Raw genomic sequence first — 21,533 nt, forward strand, 5'->3', positions numbered from 1 at the left:
AATACTATAATATTAATAAAAAAGAGCATCCATTTTGGGTGCTCTTTTTTTATAGAATCATTTCTTTGTAGGGCAGAATAATTGAATAACCTTTATTTCTAAAGTAAGTCATTTCAGATGCTGTTCCTGTAACCAAAACAAAGTCGCCTCCCCATGCTCCTAAACTTTTAATAGTACCCGGGTAATTTGAAAATAGGGTTTCTTTTACAGTAGGTATTTTTAGAGTTTCCGATAAAATTGCTTCATGTTTATTTAAGAGCGCAGCAAATTCTTTTAAATCTTGACATGTCGAAATTTTGTCTGTAATAGTATCGATTTTTGAGATTAAAGCAGTTTTATCAAAATCTAAATTTCTGTAACTGTTAATAGCTTCACGACTATTTTTCTTTTGGTTGAGATAAACAAAGTAGAGTTGGTCAGAAAAGTTGGGGTGAAAAGGAACTTCACTTACTGATGGCTTATACTTATTTCTTTGGTATAGAATAGGGGTATTGTGTAGAGCACAAGCAATATCATAACCACTTCCACCAAAGGTTGCTGCTAATAATTGATAAGGGTTTACATTTGCCCATTGTGCGATATTAGCGATTAAGGTAGATGAAGAGCCAAGGCCCCAGTCTCTAGGAAAAGTAAGTATTGCTTCTATTGAATTATAATCGGTTTTTCTTGATAAAAAATCAGGATTTAATTGTTTTGCTTGCAATAAAATTTGTGCTAATCTTTGAGAAATATCAGCATCTGAAGTATGAATGGTTTTTATATCAATTTTAGAGAATTGAGCGCTAAACCAGATAGAACCATTATAATCTAAACTTTTCCATAAGAGTGCTTCTGAGTTTGATGTTTCTAACTTTAAAGACTGTCCGAATTTGGTAGGTAAGGCTAAACCTTTAGCGCCATCTAAAATGGCGTACTCTGCAGTCAATAGTAATTTTCCGTTGCTATAGAGTTCCTTCATCATTTCGAAATACTTAGTTCCTTAGTGCATTCAGTTGTAGTTCAACTTCGTGATGGGTAATGGTATTCGTTTTGAAATGTATAACTAACTTCCCTTTTTCAATGTCGGATGCTCCAAGTTGATTTAAGATGTTTAATAGGTGCATTTTCATATGACCTTTTTGGATTCCTGTTGTTACCAATGAACTAACTGCTGCAAAATTCTGGGCAAGCCCTGCAACCGCAATAATTTGCATGAGTTCTTCTGCTGAAGGATTTTGAAGTATTTCTAAATTTAACTTAACCAGTGGGTGTAGGTTGGTTAGTCCGCCGACTGTTCCTAATGCCAGGGGTAGTTCTATCCAAAATTTAAAAATGCCATTGTCAATTTCAGCATGTGTTAGACTGCTATATTGGCCATTTCTGCATGCATAGGCGTGAACACCAGCCTCCACGGCCCTAAAGTCATTACCGGTCGCCAAAACCACAGCATCGATTCCGTTCATAATACCCTTGTTATGTGTAACCGCGCGGTAAGGTTCAATCTGGGCTATTTTAATGGCTTGTATTATTTTTTCTGCCGTATGTTGGGGAGATAAGTCTGAACTTAATTTTAGCTCTTCTACAGGGCAGCTAACTTGAGCGCGTACAGTACAATTAGGAACATAGTTAGACAAAATACTCATGATTATTTCAACATTCTTTTCCTCTTCAGAAAAACCATTGTAAGAAATAGATTCTTTTTTCAAAGTTGCCGCAAATTGCTCTAAACAACTATTTATGAAGTTTGCCCCCATGGCATTCTTTGTCTGAAAGGTAGCATGTAGTTGATAATAGTTTTTCAGCTCAGCTGTCTTATTTTTTAAAACAATATCACTGATACCACCACCTCTTTTTTCCATACTAGTAGTAAGTGAAGCGCTTTCACTAAATAATTTCGGTTTTAAATAAGTGAAAAAACTACTAAGCTTTTCAAAACTTCCTTTAAATAAAAAGTGTACTTGACCTACTTTTTCCGTACCCAAAACTTCAGTTTTGAACCCACCTCTTTTTAGCCAAAACTTAGATGATTTGCTTGCTGCCGCAATAACAGAACTTTCTTCAATCGCCATAGGTATAGCGTAGAGGTTGCCGTTAATTAAAAAATTTGGAGCAATACCTAATGGCAGGTATAAATTAGTGAGGGTATTTTCTATAAATTCATCATGCAACTGCTGAATATTCGAATTCTGGTTCCAATAGGTTTGCAGGATTTTTATTGATTGTTCTTTGTTTTGTGTGTAATGCGAGGTTACCCAATCTATTTTCTCTTCTTTCGTAAGTTTGGAAAAACCACTAATCGGCTCAGTCATTTAGGTATAACTTTCTTCTAAAGGTTGATATAACTATACGGCATTTATTTAAAAGGCCTTGTATTTTTTATGGGAGTAAATATAAGCATATTGGCACGAACCTTTATATGTTGATCATTGCGTTAAAAGCAGTTTCTTTTTACATGCAAATTGTGTTTTTTTGAGGAAATAGTGGTAAACTTGAGAGATTTAACAAAATTCTAAGTTTTATGCGAAAAACACACTTATTTATATTGATTGTAATTGCTTTCAACTTATTTACTTGGGCACAAGAGAAACAAATTGAAGTAACGGATATATATCAAGGTGCTTTTGGAACCGAAGGAATGGATGCTTTGCGCTCAATGAATAATGGAAAACAGTATACGGTTCTTAATATGGATAGAATGAATCGATCTACAATGATCGATAAATATGACTATAAAACTTTAAACAAGGTTTCTACAATAGTATCATCTGCAGATTTAAATGACATTCCTTATTTTTCAGCATACAGTTTTAGTGCCGATGAAAAAAAGATATTATTATCAACTGAGGTAGAACCTATATTCAGACGATCTACTTTAGGTATTTTTTATGTGTATGATGTAGACTCTAAAAAGGCAGTACGAATAAGCAATACTAAAATACAAGAGCCAACGCTTTCACCAGACGGAAAGCAAGTTGCATACGTTAATGATAATAATATTTACCTATTTAATATTGCAACTGGTAAAACCATACAAGTTACCACGGACGGAGTAAGGAATAAAATAATAAATGGCGTTACCGATTGGGTCTATGAAGAAGAATTTGCATTTGTTCGTGCTTTTGAATGGAATGCTGATGGAAGCAAAATAGCTTTTCTTCGTTTTGATGAAACCAATGTTCCAGAATTTTCTATGGATGTATATGGCACAGGATTATACCAACAGCCACATGTTTTTAAATACCCAAAGGCAGGAGAGAACAATTCATTGGTGACTTTACATCTTTTAGATGTAGCCAGTGGCAAAATAGCTTCGGTGGACTTAAACGATGCTTATTATGTGCCTCGAATTAAGTGGAAGAATAATAAAGATATGTTGAGTGTGCAGACTTTGAACAGACATCAAAATCATTTAACCATGTATTCGGTTAATGCTAAAACTGAAAAAGCTTCAATCTTATTAGAAGAGAAAGATGATGCCTACGTAGATATTACAGACAATTTAACTTTTTTAGAGGATGATAGTTTTATCTGGTCAAGCGAAAAAGATGGATGGAATCATATTTACTTGTACAATGAAGATGGTAAATTGATGAACCAAATAACCAAAGGGGAATGGGAAGTGACAAATTATTATGGGTATGATCAGAATGAAGATAAGATTTACTATCAATCTACCGAAAATGGTTCTATAAACCGTGGAGTTTATAATATTAGTAGTGGCGGCGATGACAAGAAAGCATTGGCAGTAACCAAAGGAACGAACAATGCTTCGTTCAGTACAGACTTCACTTATTTTATAAATACCTATTCCAGTGCGGAAATACCTCCGATGTATACGTTGCATCAAGCTATAAATGGAAAGAAGGTAAAAGATATTAAAGATAATAGTCAGTTATTACAAAGGTTAAATGGCTATGACCTGAGTCCAAAAGAATTCTCTACAATTTCCATTAATGGCAATGATCTTAATATGTATATGATTAAGCCGAAAGATTTTGACCCATCAAAGAAATACCCTTTGTTAATGTATCAATATAGCGGTCCGGGTTCACAGAATGTATCGAATAGCTGGATGGGTTCAAATGATTATTGGCATCAAATGTTGGTATCTGAAGGATATATCATTGCCTGTGTTGATGGTCGGGGAACTGGTTTTAAAGGTAATGATTTTAAGAAGGTTACGTATATGAATCTGGTGAAATATGAAACGGAAGATCAAATTGCAGTAGCAAAAAAATTAAGCGAGTTAGCGTATATTGATGAAGAACGAACGGGAATTTGGGGATGGAGTTTTGGCGGTCATATGTCAACAAACTGCCTTCTTAAAGGTAACGATGTTTTTGAAACCGCTATTGCAGTGGCACCAGTGACTTCATGGCGTTTTTATGATACAATTTACACGGAGCGTTTTATGCGTACACCAGCTGAAAACCCAAGTGGTTATGATGATAATTCTCCATTTAATTATCCTGAATTGTTAAAAGGTAATTATTTGTTGATTCATGGTTCAGGTGACGATAATGTACATGTTCAAAATTCTATGCGTATGATAGAAGCTTTGATTCAGGCAAACAAGCAATTCGATTGGGGAATCTATCCAGATAAAAACCATGGTATTTCTGGTGGTAATACCAGAATTCATTTGTTTACTAAAATGACCAATTTCATAAAAGAAAATCTTTAAATCAAACAAACTAAATTATGACTGAAAGCAATGAATTTTCAGACCAAAAACAATTATTTGGGCACCCGATAGGATTATTTTATTTATTTTTTGCAGAACTATGGGAACGCTTTAGCTTCTATGGCATGCGAGCGTTACTTACGCTGTACATGGTGAATGTAATTTTTGAAAAACTAGTTGAGCGTGATTTTGCTACAGCGGCAGTTTATGCATCATATGGGTCTTTAGTATATGCGTCTACTGTTATTGGGGGTCAAATTTCCGATAAGATTTTAGGTATGCGTAATTCTATTTTCTTAGGCGGAATTTTAATGGCTATCGGTCATTTCGTATTAGCTATTGAGAATGATATAGCATTTTTCTTGGCATTGGCAATGATAATTGTAGGTAACGGATTTTTCAAACCTAATATATCCACCTTCGTAGGAACCTTATATCCATACGGAGATCCTAAAAAGGATTCGGGATTTACCATATTCTATATGGGAATTAATATCGGTGGATGGATAGCACCATTATTATGTGGTTGGTTGGCTTATAAATATGGCTGGCACTATGGTTTTGCCCTGGCGGGTATAGGTATGTTGACAGGACTAATCGTATTCTGGAGTGGTATCAGAAAAAATGTATTTGGAGATAAAGGACTTCCTCCGAATACAGAAGTAATGGATAAAAAAATAATGGGGATAAAGCAAGGCATTTTAATCCCGGTACTGGCAGTTTTATCTGCGCCATTAATTGCGTTTCTACTTTCTGCGTACAAATCTTTAGGGGCAGAAGGAACATTTTTTGGAGACCAAAATATCGTAAATGTGATTTTTAAATTAATAGGTGTATCTATCCTTATTTATTTAGGAAGCATAATGTACAAGGCAACATTAGATGAGCGAAAGAAATTATTTGTAGCAATATTGATTACTTTCTTTATGACGATTTTCTGGGGATTTCATGAGTTGTCCGGTAGTGTGATCACGCTTTTTGCGGCAAGAAATGTAGAGTTGACCATCATGTCTGCTTCTCAAACAAATTCTTTAAACTCAATGTTCATTATCATTTTAGCTATCCCAATTTCAATGATGTGGACGTATTTAAGCAAGAAAAATAACAATCCAAGAACACCATATAAATTTGGATTCGGACTGTTGTTCGCAGGTATCAGTTTTTACGTATTGGCATTGAGTGGTGCAAGTGCAAATGACAATGGTCTAGTTCCATTTGGCTATTTACTATTGATGTACTTCTTACTTTCAATAGGCGAGTTATTTATGTCTCCAGTAGGTCTTTCTAAAATTACGGATCTGTCACCAAAACGTATTGTAGCATTTATGATGGGTGTATGGTTCTTGTCGTCTGCATTTGCTTTTCAAGTGGTAGGCTTTATTGGTAAGCAATTAGCCATAGAAAGTACGGATAAAAACATTGGTGGTTTTGATACCTTAATGGTGTACACTGATGGTTTTGATTTAATTGCAAAATATTCTATAGCTGCAGGTGTCTTGGTGCTATTGGCATCACCATTAATAAAAAAATTAATGGGCAACGTTCATTAATATATATTTACTCAAAATAATAAGCTCCCTTTTCACCAGTATAGTGAAAAGGGATTTTATTTTTTAGACAAGTCAATCTCCAACGGTCGATATAGCTTCTGTAATTACTACCATCAGCAATGATTTCTTTTGGTTTGATGCTGTCTATTAATCTCTCGAGATTAATTTTTGGTGATTGGGTCAATAGAATTTTATCAATTGATTCAATTTTAGAATAAATACCTGTACTATCCAAAACCAGTAATGTTCCATTTTCTAATGAGTAGCTATTCTTCAATGAGTCAAAGCGAATCGATTTTATTCGTTCAGCTGTCTGATAATCTAAAATCAGATTGTTAGCCATTTCCTCAGAATTCGATAAAATAGATAAGTGCCTGCCACTTCTATTGAATAAGATACTGTTTTTGGTTTGGTGTAGAACTATTGCTTCCGTTGTTTTGGAAGCTTCAAGTTTTTGAAAATAAGTATAGCTTTGAAAGCAAAGTAAACTGATTAAAAATAAAGCGATACGTTTGTAGGTGAAAAGGGTGCAGGCTTTAATAAACAAAACAATCGTTGTAATAGACAAAATAAGTTGCCCAAAATCAAACGATATAGAACTGAAAATAAAACTTTCTTGTTTCGCAATCCATCCTATTAAATTGTTCATTACGTTTATTATTTCATTGTAAAACCATGCAAGTTGCGTGGGAAGCCAATTTTGTAATGAAAGCAAAATCACTAAGATACCCATACCTAAAATAATACCTAAACCAGGAACTATTATTAAATTGGAAATAAAGAATAACCCTGGAAATTGATGAAAATAATAAAGACTTATTGGCAATACGCCCAATTGAGCAGCTATACTTACACAGAGAAGTTGCCAAAAATATCTTACGATTTTATTCTTTGGGAACCACAATTTTTTGAGCAAAGGAAAAATCCATAGGATAGCGAATACGGCCGCATAGCTCATTTGAAAGCCAACCTGAAATAATAAATTAGGGTTAATGAAAAGAAGAATGAATAATATCGATAAGGCCAGTATATTAAAGGAGTTGCTAGGCCTGTTTAAGTATAAGGCATAGGCTACGAATGTGAACATTGTGGCTGCGCGAATAATACTAGCGGATAAACCCGCAAGAAAAGCGAAGCCCCATATAAATAGAACAGATAGTATTAAAATGATTGTTCTGCCCTTTGGAATATGTTTCAACGGCCTTAGCAAGAATTGAATTAAAAGCAATAGAATACCCATATGGAGGCCTGAAACGGCTAATATGTGTACAGCGCCTGCTTTTTGGTAATTGGTATAAGTTTCCTCTGAAATATCAGAGCGCTGACCTAACAATAAAGCCTGAATAACTCCAAGTTCATCAGTACCGAAATTCTCTTTTTTAAGTTTATTAATAATGTGATTTCTAGCTTTTGCAGCAATTCCGATTAATGTTGTTTTTGGTTTTTCTACTTTTATAAATTGTCTTGAACTAATATTTACCTGATGATAAACTCCTAATTTTTCTAAATATTTTTTATAGTTAAACTGATGCGGATTTAAAGGCTCGTTGATTAATTGAATATTAGCAAAGGTCAAGAATTCATCATCAACTTGTAATAAGGTATTAGTAGAATCTTTAGGTGTCGTAATTAAAAGAGTTCCAGATACATTTTTATCACCAATACTCGTGACCGATGCCAAATAGCGGTGTAAATAGTGATTAGGTTTTAGTACTTCATTAATTTTTAAAGTCCAAGCGCCATCTTCTTTAGAGGTTATCTTAGTGTAATGGTTAGCGCGATTTTGTGGTTGTGCAGATGTGTAAGAGTAGATGCCTAGCGAAATGAAAGCTATGGCAGCAATAAAGCCAAATAGTTTTGTGTTAGTTTTCCTTTCTAATATAAATACTGCGGAAAGTAAAATAAAAAGGGAAATCGTACCAATAAGAAGATGAACCGGATTGAAAAAGAAAAAGTAACCTATTAAAATTCCGAGGATGAGTAATAGCGTTAATTTTATAGGAATAAACGCTAAAAGCTTCATGCTATAAAATTCTTGTTGCCTTTACAAAGGCTTGGTTCCAGAATCCATCTCTCAAAGAAGAAACAGTTACGCCTCGCGACGTAGATGCATGTATAAAGGTTATTTCATCATTATCGGTTCCGACGACCATACCGACGTGGTTAATTCGTTTAGAACCTCTACTTGTTTTGAAAAACAAAAGATCTCCTTTTTCTACATTTTTAACAGTAACCCGATGGCCTTCTTCGGCCATATGAAAAGAAGTTCTTGGTAGTTGAACATCATGTTCTCCAAAAGACACGTACAATAAGCCAGAGCAGTCCATGCCTTTTGTGGTAGTTCCACCAAATTTATAACGAACACCAGAGAATGAAAGTGCAGTGTTAATAATTTGGTCGGCTTTATTTATGTTGTGGTTTGTAACTATTCTAGGTTCTGTCGGTGTTTTTGTTTCGGCAACATAGCCAGTTCGCGCATTGTTAGCAGCGGCCACTGAAATTTTTCGTTCCTTATCAGAACTACTTGTTTTTTTGCTTGAGCCACAACTCGTTAAAAAACAGACTATAAGAAAGTATGGTAGTATACGCATAAATATAAGGTGTACCCTTTAGTATGTGAACTTCAAAATTATAGAATTATTTTATAAAAATAAGAATCCTAATTGTTTTTGGTATTTTCAATGATTAATGAAGCGGCTATTGCACTTGCTCCAGAACCACCCAATTTGGTTATAAGTTCATCGTAGGCAGCTAATTGTTTAGCCCTTGCCTTTCCATCAAGAATTGAAGTTATTTCCTTTTTTAAATTCTGCTTTGTAAAATCATCTTGTATCAATTCTTTTACAACCTCTTTCTGCATTATTAAATTAACCAAAGAAATATATTCTAAAGTAATAATGCGTTTCGCTATTTGATAAGAGACCCAATTGGCTTTATAGCAAACTACTTGCGGTACTTTAAATAAGGCTGTTTCTAAAGTTGCCGTACCACTAGTAACTAATGCCGCGGTTGAAACGGAAAGTAAATCATAAGTTTTATTTTGAATAAACTTAACATTGGCATCTTTCAGAAAAGAAGCATAAAATTCTTTGTCTAAACTAGGTGCACCGGCGATTACAAATTCATACTCCGAAAAATCACTGGTTAACGAAAGCATCAACGATAGCATTTTTTGAACTTCTTGCTTGCGACTACCTGGTAAAAGTGCAATAATTGGTTTGTTTGAATCTATATTATTGGTCGACCGAAATGTAGCTTCATTTAATTCGGATCTGTTCGATATCGCATCAAGTAATGGGTGGCCTACAAAATTGACAGGAAAATTATGTTTCGTTTCATAAAACTCCTTTTCGAAAGGAAGAATAACATACATGTGGTCTATCGTAGCTTTTATTTTCTCGATTCTACCTTCTCGTGATGCCCATATTTGAGGAGAGATATAATAATTTGTAAGAAAATTATGCTCTTTGGCCCATTTTGAGATTCTTAAATTAAACCCAGAATAATCAATGAATATAATAGCGTCAGGTTGAAAGAATGCAATATCCTGTTTACAGAATTTTATATTTTTAAAAATAGCGTTCAGATTTAAAACCACTTCTAAAAAACCCATAAAGGCTAATTCTTTGTAGTGTTTAACCAAACTTCCGCCAGCTTGTTTCATTAGGTCGCCGCCCCAACATCGTATATCCGCATTCTTATCTTGGTCTTTTAATGCTTTTATTAAATTCGATCCATGTAAGTCACCCGACGCTTCTCCAGCAATTATATAATACTTCATTTTAAAAGACTTTGTAGTAAAGAATTATAAAAGCGGTTAATATGGTTGCCAACAATACTCCTTTTGCTCTATTGTCTCTTTTTATTCGTAAAAATCCGAAGAAAGCGATTAGGTTTAAAACAGCTCCTAAGGCTAAAAGGCTGCCAACATGCTCTTGTGCAACTGCAGCTTTATATGTTTCAGAGATACTTAAATCTGAAAAAATGAGTATATAGAGCAACGTGCCTATGGTGTTGGCTATAATGCCTACTACGAGTCCTATTAGAATTTCTTTTTTCGTGTTCATGTAAAAATTTTGAACTTAAAAATTAAAGTTATGTATTATAGTTTCCAGGTATTCAGTTCTGAAATTACATGATGGGCGGTTAAATCGAAATGAGTTGGCACAACAGAGATGTAGCCATTTGCTAATGCCCATTCATCGGTATCTTCACCTTTATCCAGTAATTCGAATTCACCTGTTAACCAGTAATAATCCTTACCCATTGGGTTGGTGCGTTTATCGAATTTCTCTTTCCAATTTGCCTTTGCTTGTCTACAGATTTTAATACCTTTTATCTTATTTTTCTTTAGTTTAGGAATGTTGACGTTTAATACAGTGCCTTTAGGGATACCATTCTTTAATGCCTCGGTTACAATAGTGAAAATGAAATTTTGTGCTTGCGAAAAATCAGCTTCCCAAGTGTAATCGCAAAGCGAAAAGCCGATGGCGGGTATACCTTCAATACCAGCCTCTATCGCCGCACTCATGGTACCTGAATAAATGACATTTATAGATGAATTAGAACCGTGATTTATGCCGCTTACGCAAATGTCTGGTTTTTTAGCCAGTAGTTCTTGTAATGCTAATTTAACACAGTCTGCAGGTGTGCCACTACAGCTATATTCATCAATACCTTCACTGTCTAGATCGATAGTTAGTTTTTTTGAATATAGCGTGCTGTCTAAAGTTATGGCATGGCCCATACCGGATTGCGGACTGTCGGGAGCAACAACTACAACTTCGCCTATTGTTTTCATTATTGAAACTAGCATACGCAGCCCTGGGGCAGTAATTCCGTCGTCATTGGTAACTAAGATCAATGGTTTTCCCATAGCATATACTTTCTACAGTAAAAATACGTTTTTATAAGTGATATGGCCGAAGCGTCGTTTAACAAAAAATTAATTCCTAGCTCCATAATTGGCATGGTTTTTTCTTTATCTTAGACATTTATGTAGCTTTATCGCTACAAAGAATCACTAAATTAAGAGATATTGAAGAAGAAGGTAAAAGATAATTTTATGAAGAGAAATTTAGCTTATGTACTGCTTTTAATGCTCGTTGCTGTTGCTTCGTGCAGTTTTACAAATAAGACTTTTGAAAACGATGACAAAGATAAATTGTTATTAGATTTGATTACTTATGTATTAGAAAAAGGACATTACGAGCCAAAAGTATTAAATGATGAATTTTCGATAAATGTATTCGAAGATTTTATTGATGTAATCGACCCAACAAAAAGATATTTTGTAGCATCTGATATTGCCGAATTTGAAAAGTATAAATATCAAATTGATGACGAAATTAAAAATACGGATATCACTTTCTTTAATGTTGTTTATGAAAGATTAATGCAACGTATGGCTGATGCGAAGGACATATATAAGGAAGTTTTAGCAACTCCTTTTGATTATTCTGAAAACGAAAGTATCAGTATCAAATATGATGAAGAACCGTTTGCGGCTAATAGAGATGAGCTTAAAGAGCGATGGAGAAAGCAATTGAAGTATGCCACTTTAGGAACATATGATTCTAAGATTGTTCATATGGAGAAAGAAGTGGTCGCAACCAAAAAGCATGAAAATGGCGAAACGGTTACGGAATTAAGTAATGTGAAATTAGATGATGATCATGATCATAGTGCTCACACTCCTCAAGAAGCTGAAATAGAATCGAGAAAATCTACCGAAACTACATTAGATGAGTTTTTCGATTTTGTTAATGATTTGGAACGTAAAGATTGGTTCGTGCAATATATTAATACTATTGTAGACGAATTTGACCCACACACATTTTATTTTGCACCAGAAGAAAAAGAAAAATTTGACACTAGTATGTCAGGTAAATTCGAAGGTATTGGAGCAAGACTTCAAAAGAAGTCTGAAGGAGCAAAAATTGTAGAGATTATTTCTGGTGGTCCTGTTTGGAGAGATCAACGACTAGAAGTTGGTGATGAAATTATTAAAGTTGGTCAAAACGGTCAAGAGCCGATTAATATTGTAGGTATGCGTTTAGACGATGCCATCAAATTGATAAAAGGTGCACAAGGTACCATTGTAGATTTAACTGTTAGAAAAGTAGATGGTTCCTTAGATGTAGTTTCATTAACCAGAGATGTGGTTGAACTTGAAGAATCTTATGCTAAATCTGCCACCATTATTAGAGATCAAGAGAAATTCGGAATTATTAATCTACCTAAGTTCTACGTTGATTTCAATGATTATAGTGAAAGAAACGCAGCTACTGATGTCGCTAAAGAAGTAGAGCGATTAAAAGATGAGGGTGTTGAAGGTCTTATTTTAGATTTACGTGATAATGGTGGTGGATCATTGAAAACTGTTGTCGAAATGGCAGGACTTTTCATAAAAGATGGGCCAATTGTTCAGGTTCAATCTAAGGATAAGGGTAAAGATGTATATGATGATAAGGATGAAAGAATTCAATGGGACGGTCCACTGGTAATTTTAGTGAACGAATTATCTGCATCAGCTTCTGAAATTTTAGCGGCTGCTATGCAAGATTATAAAAGAGCCATTGTTATAGGTAGCAAGCAAACTTTTGGTAAAGGAACGGTGCAAAATGTTATACCATTAAATAATATGTTACGTAGTAACGAGCATGGAGATTTAGGTGCGATTAAAATTACTACTCAGAAATTTTATAGAATTAATGGAGGTTCAACACAATTAGAAGGTGTAAAAAGTGATATTGTAGTTCCGGACAGATATAGTTATATCGATTTGGGTGAAAGAGATCAATCTAATCCTTTAGGATGGGATAAGATTTCGCCAGCCGATTACAAGCCTTGGGATGGGTATATTAACTATGAGAAGACAATTGCCGATAGTGAGAAAAGAATGCAAACAAGTCAGCAAATTAAATTGATTGAAGAAAATGCCAAGTGGTTAAAAGCTGAGCAAGATGAAACTGAAATCTCTCTTAATTTTGATACCTATAAGGAAGAAAAAGAAAAGGATAAAGAACAATCTGATTACTTTAAAAGGTTAACAGATTATGATTCTAAGCTTACCTTTAAATCGTTAGGCTATGAAGAGCAATTGTTTACTAAAGATTCGGTATTACGTGAAAAGAGAAACAGGTGGCATAAAAATTTAGCGAAAGATGTTTATGTTGAAGAGGCGGTAAACGTATTAGAAGATTTGAAAATCAATAATATTAAGCAGGGTAAACTCGCTAGCGTAAAGAATTAATTAAACAGTTATTTGAGCATAAAAAAAACCGCTGTAAATAGTACAGCGGTTTTTTTTATGCTTTATTTTCTTTATAAATGTATTTTGTTTTCCCGAATTGGGCTAAAAAATTACTTGAGTCTCTTACTTTTTTACTTTGAATATAGGTAATGAATAAAAGAATAATACAAATAACGGCAGATGCACCATTACCATCTTGTATAACTAAATGTGAAATAGCACCTAAAGAATAATTCATAAAGAAACCGGCAAATGCCCATTCAAGTGACCAATGAGATTTATTAAACCACATTAATGATAATCCGATTATTTGAAATAGACCTAATAATTGAATTAAGTAAATAGGCTAGCCTAGTTTCAAAAAGGTCAATGAAACTGCTTCGCAGTTTATGAATGTATTCAATATTGACCCTAATACAGCTGTGGTGAAAAGGCCTAATACTATGTAATATATTTTTTTTGTGAAATCATAATTTTTGGTTTTAATTATTGCCCCATAAAAATACATTCACCTATGAATTCAATAAATTCTATAGGTGAATGGAAAGTAGCTGTGATCGAATCGATATTTTTATTCTTTTAAATAAAAAATGAAACTTAATTTAAAAGCTTATCGGCATGTAACTTTCTAAGTTTCGCCAATTTAGGGCTGATTACTACCTGACAATAACCCTGTTCAGAATTATTCTTGTAATAATCTTGATGCTGTTCTTCAGCATCATAAAAAACTCCGAGAGGGCTTAATTCAGTGACAATTGGTTTTTCATAGATAGCTGACATTTCTTTTAATATCATCTTAGCCTTTCTCTCTTGAATATCATTATGATAATATATAACAGAACGATACTGTGTACCTGCATCGGCACCTTGTCGGTTTAAAGTAGTAGGGTCATGTGTTGTCATGAAAATAAGGAGGATATCTTCATAAGAAATGATTGCGGGGTCAAAAGTAACCTGTACTACTTCGGCATGCCCGGTAAGTCCAGAACAAATTTCCCTATATGTTGGTCTGCCAGGTGCATTGCCGCCGGTATAACCAGAAACAACTTTTTGAATACCTTTCACTTCTTGAAAGACCGCTTCGGTACACCAAAAACATCCACCGCCAACAGTAGCGATTTCTAAATTAGTATTAGCCATGAGATTCCTCCTTTTCTAATTGCATGGATTCAGAGTTAATGCAATAGCGTAACCCACTAGGTTCAGGTCCGTCTGGGAATACATGACCTAAATGGGCATCACAAGCATTGCACATTACTTCTACACGTACCATTCCAAAAGAAACATCTTTATGGTATTTAATAGCGTTCTCTTTAATAGGTTGGGTGAAACTTGGCCATCCAGTACCAGATTCAAACTTAATAGTTGAATCGAACAAAGATGTGCCACAACATATACATTCATATTTACCCGCTTCGTGAACACTACATAGTGCACCGGAATGCGGGGCTTCCGTTCCTTTTTTACGAGCTATTCTAAACTGTTCGGGCGTTAAAATTTCTTTCCATTCCTGTTCGGTCTTTTCAACTCGCTTATCAGGTTTTGGGTTACCATTCACTGAAAAATGAATCACATCTTTCCAAGTTAGCATCATAATTTTTCTTTCGTTTATACTTTTAACACTCGGTTTATTGGTCGAGAAATTCCTATATATCCTACAAAATTACGGTAATTTTGGCGTATGGCATACCGTAGAAGAAATGGAAGTGTTTATAGTGTTTTAATTCTTGTTTGCTTAGTAGGTTTTTGGTTCTTCGAAAATTTTTATACGCCAGCTACTTATTCAAATAATGATGAAAGTTCGAGTGCCAATGAATTTCCAAAAGAACTTTTACCTTCTTCAACTACCGGCGTAATTGTTGACCATTCATATTTTTCATTATCCTATAATGAGCCCTTTGAACAGGCAGAATGGGTAGCATATATGCTTGATAAAAAACACCTTACCTATGATGATAGAAAACGCCCATATTTTATAGAGGATCCCTTTGTCTCAACTAAATCTGCTGATTATAGAAATTACAAAGGCTCGGGTTATGACCGTGGCCATTTGGTACCTGCGGGAGATCGAAGGTTCTCTTTGCAGGCATATAATGAGACTTTCTATACAAGTAACATAAGTCCGCAAGATAGCGAGTTTAATGCTGGCATTTGGAACGATTTAGAGCAGCAAACTAGACGTTGGGCCAAGAAGTATGGAACTTTGTATGTGTATACTGGAGGAGTGTTGGAAAGTGGATTAGAAGAGATAGGTCAAGAAGACGTAGATGTGCCAGATTCATTTTATAAGATTATTGCACGTAGAAAAGGTGATAAAATTTATTCAATTGCCTTTCTAATGCCGAACAAACCTCAGTTTATGCCACTTCGAAATTTTGTAGTATCTGTTGATGACATAGAAAAAATAACTGGAATAGATTTTTTTACTGAATTACCTGAAAATAAACAAAGTACTTTCGAAAGTAGTAACAACATAACCGGATGGAAATTCTAGAAACTCTCTTTTAATCTATTCGTATCAAGTCTTAGGAAGATAAAGAGCAAAATTGTAAAGAACAATAATCCGGATCCACCGTAACTAAAAAAGGGTAGCGGAATGCCAATAGTGGGTAGAATACCTATTACCATTCCAATGTTTATGAAGTAATGAATTAAGAGTATAGATATTACCCCGTAGCCATACATTCGGGCAAAAGCATTTTTCTGTCGTTCGGCGAGAGAAATGAGACGTAAAAATAGAACCGAGAATAGAATTATGACAGTGGCAGTTCCAAAGAATCCCCATTCTTCACCAACGGTACTAAAGATATAATCCGTATGTTGTTCAGGTACGAAATCACCCTTGGTACGTGTACCTTCCAAAAATCCTTTTCCAAAGAATCCACCAGATTCGATTGCTTTTTCAGATTGATAGGTGTTGTAACCTATTGATTTTCTAATCTGCTCTAATTTATTCGGGTCTTTTTCTAGTCGTAACCATAATCCAAAACGATCTCTGTGGCGTTGTTCAAAAACATTATTATAAACAAAATTTACAGATAAAGAAAAGAGAATAACTGCTACGCTAATTAAAGTTAAGGGTATAGCCGGAATTTTAAGTGATTTTCGTTTAAAGCCAAATAATAGAATAACTAGTAATGCCAAGCCTATAATAAGCCAAATGGTACCGAACATTAAGGTGATGATGAATATTAGAATAAGACTTACAACGATTGCCAAATAGAATAGGGGAAGACCTTCTCTAAATATGACAAAAATGAGTGCAAAAAATACGAGGGCACTACCAGGATCCGGTTGCGGAATTATTAGTAAGGCAGGTATTAGTAAGATCAGTAAAGAATAAAGTTGGTCTTTCCTTCGTTTAATATCGGTTTGTATGTCGCTTAAATATTTAGCAAGGGCCAATGCTGTTGCTACTTTTGCTAATTCAGAGGGTTGTAAGTTAAAAAATCCTAGGTCGTACCATGAGGTTGCACCAGCTATCGTTTTACCAAATACAAACAGGCCCAATAGAGAGATCATCGAAATTATGTAGAGTAGGCTTGAGAATCTTTCGTAAAAGTTAACTTCTAGAGCAAGTATGATAATAATGGTAACCAGGCTAACTCCAATGAAAAACAGTTGTTTACCATATAGGGTGCCGAAATCAAAAATGGAACTGTGTTCGTTAGTAAATGTACTGGAGTAAATATTAATCCATCCAATGAAAACAAGTGCGAAATAGATGAATACACTTAGCCAATCTATACGTTTAAGAATACTTCTACCAGACACGCTCGTTTATTTTAAACTCCTCCCCACTGTAGGGTTTTGCATATTCTGCTTCTAACGTTTTTTCAAGCATTCTTTTTTCGAGGTCCTTTCTAGTAATCTCTCCTTTTAAATATTTTTCAACCATAAGTGAAGCGATATGGCCAGCATATCTAGAGCCAAAATATCCATTTTCGATATATACGGCAATAGCTATTTTTGGGTTATCTACCGGTGCAAAGGCCACGAAAACAGAGTGGTCTGTTAGTTGCGTTCGAACACCATCTATTTTGGTGAAATTTTCAGCAGTACCTGTTTTTCCGGCAATTTCGATACCAGGAATCTGTAACCATTTAGCAGTGCCTTTTGTGTACACATCGGCCATACCCCTTACAACTGGTTCAAAGTACTTTGGGTCTATAGTGGTATGTTTAGCTTCAGTAAATTTAGGTTCGGTAATATCCTTTCCTTCGATTTTTTTTAAGATATGTGGAGTAAAATAATACCCTCTGTTGGCGATAGCTGCAGTCATGTTCGCTAATTGAACAGGAGTAGCTAGTATTTCGCCCTGACCAATAGAATTCGATATAATGTATGAAGAGCTCCATCTATTATCTCCATACCATTTGTCATAATATTCCTTATTAGGAATTCGACCTTTTTGCCCGAATGGTAAATCATAGCCCAAATAATCGCCTAAGCCAAAGCTGCGCATGTGCTTTTCCCAAACGTCCATGGCTTCGTCTGTAGTTTCGAATTTTTCAAATATTTTACGAAAAGTACCTGCAAAATATGCGTTACATGACATGTAAATACCTTTATTCATATCTCGCATGCCACCACCACAGTGACAACCTCTTTTTGTCTTTCCAACATAAAACCCATGAAAACATTGAATAGTGCTTGATTCATCCATTACTCCTTCTTGTAATGCTATAAGTGCATTAAGGGTTTTGAAAGGTGATCCAGGTGGTTGTTGAGCATGTATTGAGCGATCCCAAGTAGGGTTGGCAATTGTATCATTATATAATTTGGTGTAATTTTTTGAACGTTCTCTGCCAACTAAAAGTGCAGGCTCGTATGTAGGCCCTGAAATCATAGAGAGAATTTCACCTGTAGCAGGCTCTAAGGCGACTATGCCACCCCTTTTACCATGCATTAGTAGTTCACCATATTCTTGTAATGTTTTGTCTATAGTGATACTAATTTGTTTTCCTTGTTTAGGTAAAGTGTCAATAGTGCCATTTTTATATGGGCCGATGTCTCTATTGAATCTGTCTTTTTGAATGTACTGTACACCTTTTCTACCTCTAAGCAAATCTTCGTAATATCGTTCTACCCCGGTTCGCCCTTTAAGTTCACCTTGAACATAATATTTATTCACGGCAAGGTCTCCTTCGTTTACTTCGCTAATATATCCGAGAACATTAGCTGCGCTAGGGGTGTCATAATAACGTAAAGACCTTTTTTGAATGTAAAAGCCTTTGTACTTACGCATCTTCTCCTGTAGCTTGGCATAATCTTGCTTAGAGAGTTGAGGTACTAAAACAGAAGGAAGTCTTGGGGAATAAACCCTTGCTTTTCTAAGTTTCTCTATAAATTTTTCTTTATCAATCCCTAATAAGCCACAAAATTCTAGAGTATCTAATGGTTTTACTTCTCTAGGAATTACCATTACATCGTAAGCGGGATCATTCCCAACTAAAAGTTTACCGTTTCTGTCATAAATATAACCGCGTTCGGGGTAATCATAAATAGCTTTGATGGCAGGGTCTTCTAAAACCTGATCGGTAGAAAAGCTAAAAATTTGCAAATAGGATAGCCTTCCCAAAAAAGTAATTGCGATAATTATGATAATAGATGATAAAAGAATTTTTCTCATTCTTTTTTACTGCTGAATAATGTGCTGAACAATATGCATAATATCAATGTGGCGATACCAACTGTAACGGTCTTTTGTAAAATTAACAAGCTATTTGTGAAGCTGAAAATTTCTAACGTAAAGTATACCAAGTGATGTATTATAATCAATAACGCTAAAAATGTAAATTGTTGTGCCTTAGTACTGTTGTTTAACTTAAAACTTTGAAATTCATAGTTGACGCCAAAAACAAAACGCATAATGGTTGGTCTTAAATAAGCTATCGTAACTGTCGCCGCTGCGTTTATGGCCAATGTGTCAGAAAATATATCTACGCAAAGTCCTAAGAGAAAACATAGAACCATAAAAGTAGTTCTATTTTGCTTGATTGGGTACCAATATAAAAACAGAATATAAACCAGCGGATTTATATAACCGAAGAAATTCAAATTATTAAATACTAGTACCTGCACTAGAACCAATAAAATAAATCGGAGCACTATTAAAAATGAAGTACTATTGATCATTAGCTTCTGTTTCTGCTTCTAGTTCTAAAACTTCTTTACGGTTTAAATTTCTAATGATGTACACATTACCAATATTGGTCATGTCGTTAAATAATTCTACATCTATAAAATAGAAACTTTTTGAATTGTCTAAATCAAATCTTTTAATTGTGCCAATAGGAATATTCTCTGGAAAGATGCTACTCATGGCTCCCGTAACAATGGTGTCACCAATAGTAAGCGGCACTAATCTAGGTATATCAATGAGTTGAACCACATTGTAATCTGTGGTGTTTTCCCATACTAAAGAACCAAAGTGATTGGAATTTTTTATTTTAGCATTGATATTTGATTTCTCGCTTAAGATACTTTGTACTGTAGAATAATTAGCTGATGTGTTTTCGACAATTCCCAAGATTCCCTTATCCGTAATCACGCCCATATCTTGTGCGATACTATCATTTTGACCTTTATTAATGGTAATATAATTACGCTGGTCATCATAACTGTTGTTAATTACGCGACCTCTTATTACTTCATAGTCAACAGAAGCGGTGTCAATCGATATACCAAAAAGTTGTATGTTATTAAATAGCTTATCCCTTAGCTTTTTATTTTCTTCTACTAGTCTATTGTTTTCTTCTCTTAGATTGAAGTACGATGTAATATTATCAGAAAATGAATATATGCTTCCTGTTATATAATTTGAAGAATTTAAAAATTTAGACTGATGGTATGAATGTGATTGAAATGTAAAAATGAAGGATATTAATAACAGAAATAGGTATAGAAGAAAGGTTTTATACCTAATTAGAAAATTTATGATCTGCTGCATTCACCCCTAAATTTTTAAAATCATATAAATAAGCCAATCAAAATGACTTTATTACTTGATCAATATACTCTTATAACGTTCTAGATTTTTTAATGCAATACCTGTACCACGTACTACGGCACGTAATGGGTCTTCAGCAATATATACGGGCAAGTCTGTTTTTTGAGACAATCTTCTGTCCAATCCTCGTAACATAGAACCACCGCCAGCAAGGTAAATGCCAGTATTGTAGATGTCTGCCGCTAATTCTGGTGGTGTCTGAGATAATGTTTCCATTACTGCATCTTCAACACGAAGAATCGATTTATCCAAAGCTTTCGCTATTTCCCTGTAAGAAATTTGCACTTGCTTAGGCTTGCCTGTCAATAAATCACGCCCTTGTACCGATTTTTCATCTGGTGGTGACTGTAAATCTTCTGTAGCCGATCCAATTTCAATTTTAATTGCCTCTGCCGTGGTTTCGCCAACATATAGATTGTGCTGGGTACGCATGTAGTAAATAATATCATTGGTGAATACATCACCTGCAATTTTAACTGATTTGTCACATACGATTCCACCTAATGCAATTACAGCAATTTCGGTAGTACCACCTCCTATATCAACGATCATATTTCCTTTAGGTTGCATAATGTCTAAGCCAATACCTATTGCAGCTGCCATAGGTTCGTGAATTAGATATACTTCTTTACCATTTACTCGTTCTGCAGATTCCTTTACAGCTCTCATTTCCACTTCGGTAATACCAGAAGGAATACAGATAACCAGTCTTAATGCTGGTGGAAACCATTTCTTCTTTAATGCCGGAATGTTTTTAATAAACATCATCAACATTTTTTCAGAAGCATCAAAATCTGCAATTACACCATCTTTCAATGGTCTAATCGTTTTTATATTTTCATGGGTTTTACCTTGCATCATATTGGCCTCTTTGCCAACTGCAATAATTTTTCCACTAATTCTATCCCTGGCAACGATGGACGGGCTATCGACAACTACCTTGTCATTATGAATAATAAGGGTGTTCGCTGTACCTAAATCTATAGCTATTTCCTCGGTCAAGAAATCAAAAAATCCCATATGTGATGTTTAAATTTTAGATAAAAGGGTATA

Annotated in this window: 19 protein-coding genes; 4 read left to right on the forward strand and 15 right to left on the reverse strand. The window is 34.7% G+C overall.

From position 1 onward, the window contains the following. Nucleotides 1–49: 49 nt before the first annotated feature. Nucleotides 50–961 (reverse strand): GYDIA family GHMP kinase, encoded by a 912-nt coding sequence (locus tag AACZ41_RS09725; protein WP_339628236.1) that lies wholly within the window; start codon nucleotides 959–961, stop codon nucleotides 50–52. A gap of 10 nt (nucleotides 962–971) precedes the next feature. Beyond that, nucleotides 972–2,288 carry a hydroxymethylglutaryl-CoA reductase, degradative gene (locus tag AACZ41_RS09730; RefSeq protein ID WP_339628237.1) on the reverse strand — a complete coding sequence of 439 codons (1,317 nt, stop codon included), beginning with the start codon at nucleotides 2,286–2,288 and terminating at the stop codon, nucleotides 972–974. Nucleotides 2,289–2,497: 209 nt separating this feature from the next. Between AACZ41_RS09730 and AACZ41_RS09735 the strand changes: the two genes are divergently transcribed. Together AACZ41_RS09735 and AACZ41_RS09740 are read left to right on the forward strand one after the other, a co-directional pair. Beyond that, nucleotides 2,498–4,663: a S9 family peptidase gene (locus AACZ41_RS09735; RefSeq protein ID WP_339628238.1), complete on the forward strand. Its 2,166-nt coding sequence runs from the start codon at nucleotides 2,498–2,500 to the stop codon at nucleotides 4,661–4,663. 17 nt (nucleotides 4,664–4,680) lie between these two features. Continuing rightward, nucleotides 4,681–6,213, forward strand: a complete 1,533-nt coding sequence (locus tag AACZ41_RS09740) for an oligopeptide:H+ symporter (RefSeq protein ID WP_339628239.1) — start codon at nucleotides 4,681–4,683, stop codon at nucleotides 6,211–6,213. Between the two features lie 7 nt (nucleotides 6,214–6,220). On the opposite strand, the gene AACZ41_RS09745 is transcribed toward AACZ41_RS09740, so the two are convergent. The 5 genes from AACZ41_RS09745 to surE form a co-directional block, all read right to left on the reverse strand. Further along, complete coding sequence (locus AACZ41_RS09745) at nucleotides 6,221–8,236, reverse strand: ComEC/Rec2 family competence protein (RefSeq protein WP_339628240.1); 2,016 nt, start codon at nucleotides 8,234–8,236, stop codon at nucleotides 6,221–6,223. Nucleotide 8,237: 1 nt separating this feature from the next. After that, on the reverse strand, nucleotides 8,238–8,804 hold the full coding sequence (locus AACZ41_RS09750; protein WP_339628241.1) for a C40 family peptidase: 567 nt from the start codon (nucleotides 8,802–8,804) through the stop codon (nucleotides 8,238–8,240). 68 nt (nucleotides 8,805–8,872) lie between these two features. Continuing rightward, complete coding sequence (lpxB, locus tag AACZ41_RS09755; protein WP_339628242.1) at nucleotides 8,873–9,994, reverse strand: lipid-A-disaccharide synthase; 1,122 nt, start codon at nucleotides 9,992–9,994, stop codon at nucleotides 8,873–8,875. A 1-nt stretch (nucleotide 9,995) separates the two neighbouring features. After that, on the reverse strand, nucleotides 9,996–10,280 hold the full coding sequence (locus AACZ41_RS09760; protein WP_339628243.1) for a hypothetical protein: 285 nt from the start codon (nucleotides 10,278–10,280) through the stop codon (nucleotides 9,996–9,998). Nucleotides 10,281–10,315: 35 nt separating this feature from the next. Continuing rightward, nucleotides 10,316–11,089 carry a 5'/3'-nucleotidase SurE gene (gene surE / locus AACZ41_RS09765; protein WP_339628244.1) on the reverse strand — a complete coding sequence of 258 codons (774 nt, stop codon included), beginning with the start codon at nucleotides 11,087–11,089 and terminating at the stop codon, nucleotides 10,316–10,318. A 189-nt stretch (nucleotides 11,090–11,278) separates the two neighbouring features. Between surE and AACZ41_RS09770 the strand changes: the two genes are divergently transcribed. Continuing rightward, nucleotides 11,279–13,468: a carboxy terminal-processing peptidase gene (locus AACZ41_RS09770; RefSeq protein WP_339628245.1), complete on the forward strand. Its 2,190-nt coding sequence runs from the start codon at nucleotides 11,279–11,281 to the stop codon at nucleotides 13,466–13,468. Between the two features lie 55 nt (nucleotides 13,469–13,523). On the opposite strand, the gene AACZ41_RS09775 is transcribed toward AACZ41_RS09770, so the two are convergent. The 3 genes from AACZ41_RS09775 to msrB form a co-directional block, all read right to left on the reverse strand. Further along, nucleotides 13,524–13,760, reverse strand: a complete 237-nt coding sequence (locus tag AACZ41_RS09775; protein ID WP_339628246.1) for a hypothetical protein — start codon at nucleotides 13,758–13,760, stop codon at nucleotides 13,524–13,526. A 305-nt stretch (nucleotides 13,761–14,065) separates the two neighbouring features. Further along, complete coding sequence (gene msrA, locus AACZ41_RS09780; protein ID WP_339628247.1) at nucleotides 14,066–14,608, reverse strand: peptide-methionine (S)-S-oxide reductase MsrA; 543 nt, start codon at nucleotides 14,606–14,608, stop codon at nucleotides 14,066–14,068. Beyond that, nucleotides 14,601–15,059 (reverse strand): peptide-methionine (R)-S-oxide reductase MsrB, encoded by a 459-nt coding sequence (gene msrB / locus AACZ41_RS09785; RefSeq protein WP_339628402.1) that lies wholly within the window; start codon nucleotides 15,057–15,059, stop codon nucleotides 14,601–14,603. The genes msrA and msrB overlap by 8 nt, the downstream gene beginning before the upstream one ends. Nucleotides 15,060–15,149: 90 nt before the next feature. Between msrB and AACZ41_RS09790 the strand changes: the two genes are divergently transcribed. Continuing rightward, a complete protein-coding gene (locus AACZ41_RS09790) occupies nucleotides 15,150–15,962 on the forward strand; it encodes a DNA/RNA non-specific endonuclease (RefSeq protein ID WP_339628249.1) in 813 nt (270 codons plus the stop codon). Here AACZ41_RS09790 and rodA read toward each other — a convergent pair. From rodA to AACZ41_RS09815, 5 genes are read right to left on the reverse strand one after another with little or no spacing between them, the layout of a single operon-like run. Then, a complete protein-coding gene (gene rodA / locus AACZ41_RS09795; RefSeq protein ID WP_339628250.1) occupies nucleotides 15,959–17,242 on the reverse strand; it encodes a rod shape-determining protein RodA in 1,284 nt (427 codons plus the stop codon). The genes AACZ41_RS09790 and rodA overlap by 4 nt on opposite strands. Continuing rightward, nucleotides 17,232–19,100 (reverse strand): penicillin-binding protein 2, encoded by a 1,869-nt coding sequence (mrdA, locus tag AACZ41_RS09800; protein WP_339628251.1) that lies wholly within the window; start codon nucleotides 19,098–19,100, stop codon nucleotides 17,232–17,234. Before mrdA ends, rodA begins: the two co-directional genes overlap by 11 nt. Then, nucleotides 19,097–19,606, reverse strand: a complete 510-nt coding sequence (gene mreD / locus AACZ41_RS09805) for a rod shape-determining protein MreD (RefSeq protein WP_339628252.1) — start codon at nucleotides 19,604–19,606, stop codon at nucleotides 19,097–19,099. The genes mrdA and mreD overlap by 4 nt, the downstream gene beginning before the upstream one ends. Then, nucleotides 19,596–20,420, reverse strand: a complete 825-nt coding sequence (gene mreC / locus AACZ41_RS09810) for a rod shape-determining protein MreC (protein ID WP_339628253.1) — start codon at nucleotides 20,418–20,420, stop codon at nucleotides 19,596–19,598. Before mreC ends, mreD begins: the two co-directional genes overlap by 11 nt. Before the next feature lie 51 nt (nucleotides 20,421–20,471). After that, a complete protein-coding gene (locus AACZ41_RS09815) occupies nucleotides 20,472–21,500 on the reverse strand; it encodes a rod shape-determining protein (RefSeq protein ID WP_068487365.1) in 1,029 nt (342 codons plus the stop codon). Nucleotides 21,501–21,533: the final 33 nt, after the last annotated feature.

This window comes from uncultured Maribacter sp., assembly GCF_963974015.1.
Lineage (GTDB): Bacteria > Bacteroidota > Bacteroidia > Flavobacteriales > Flavobacteriaceae > Maribacter.

Excerpts from the sequence above, each read along its gene's own strand:
- AACZ41_RS09725 (WP_339628236.1), bottom strand. The coding sequence starts at position 961 with ATGATGAAGGAACTCTATAGCAACGGAAAATTACTATTGACTGCAGAG.
- AACZ41_RS09730 (WP_339628237.1), bottom strand. The coding sequence starts at position 2,288 with ATGACTGAGCCGATTAGTGGTTTTTCCAAACTTACGAAAGAAGAGAAA.
- AACZ41_RS09735 (WP_339628238.1), top strand. The coding sequence starts at position 2,498 with ATGCGAAAAACACACTTATTTATATTGATTGTAATTGCTTTCAACTTA.
- AACZ41_RS09740 (WP_339628239.1), top strand. The coding sequence starts at position 4,681 with ATGACTGAAAGCAATGAATTTTCAGACCAAAAACAATTATTTGGGCAC.
- AACZ41_RS09745 (WP_339628240.1), bottom strand. The coding sequence starts at position 8,236 with ATGAAGCTTTTAGCGTTTATTCCTATAAAATTAACGCTATTACTCATC.
- AACZ41_RS09750 (WP_339628241.1), bottom strand. The coding sequence starts at position 8,804 with ATGCGTATACTACCATACTTTCTTATAGTCTGTTTTTTAACGAGTTGT.
- lpxB (WP_339628242.1), bottom strand. The coding sequence starts at position 9,994 with ATGAAGTATTATATAATTGCTGGAGAAGCGTCGGGTGACTTACATGGA.
- AACZ41_RS09760 (WP_339628243.1), bottom strand. The coding sequence starts at position 10,280 with ATGAACACGAAAAAAGAAATTCTAATAGGACTCGTAGTAGGCATTATA.
- surE (WP_339628244.1), bottom strand. The coding sequence starts at position 11,089 with ATGGGAAAACCATTGATCTTAGTTACCAATGACGACGGAATTACTGCC.
- AACZ41_RS09770 (WP_339628245.1), top strand. The coding sequence starts at position 11,279 with ATGAAGAGAAATTTAGCTTATGTACTGCTTTTAATGCTCGTTGCTGTT.
- AACZ41_RS09775 (WP_339628246.1), bottom strand. The coding sequence starts at position 13,760 with ATGTGGTTTAATAAATCTCATTGGTCACTTGAATGGGCATTTGCCGGT.
- msrA (WP_339628247.1), bottom strand. The coding sequence starts at position 14,608 with ATGGCTAATACTAATTTAGAAATCGCTACTGTTGGCGGTGGATGTTTT.
- msrB (WP_339628402.1), bottom strand. The coding sequence starts at position 15,059 with ATGCTAACTTGGAAAGATGTGATTCATTTTTCAGTGAATGGTAACCCA.
- AACZ41_RS09790 (WP_339628249.1), top strand. The coding sequence starts at position 15,150 with ATGGCATACCGTAGAAGAAATGGAAGTGTTTATAGTGTTTTAATTCTT.
- mrdA (WP_339628251.1), bottom strand. The coding sequence starts at position 19,100 with ATGAGAAAAATTCTTTTATCATCTATTATCATAATTATCGCAATTACT.
- mreD (WP_339628252.1), bottom strand. The coding sequence starts at position 19,606 with ATGATCAATAGTACTTCATTTTTAATAGTGCTCCGATTTATTTTATTG.
- mreC (WP_339628253.1), bottom strand. The coding sequence starts at position 20,420 with ATGCAGCAGATCATAAATTTTCTAATTAGGTATAAAACCTTTCTTCTA.
- AACZ41_RS09815 (WP_068487365.1), bottom strand. The coding sequence starts at position 21,500 with ATGGGATTTTTTGATTTCTTGACCGAGGAAATAGCTATAGATTTAGGT.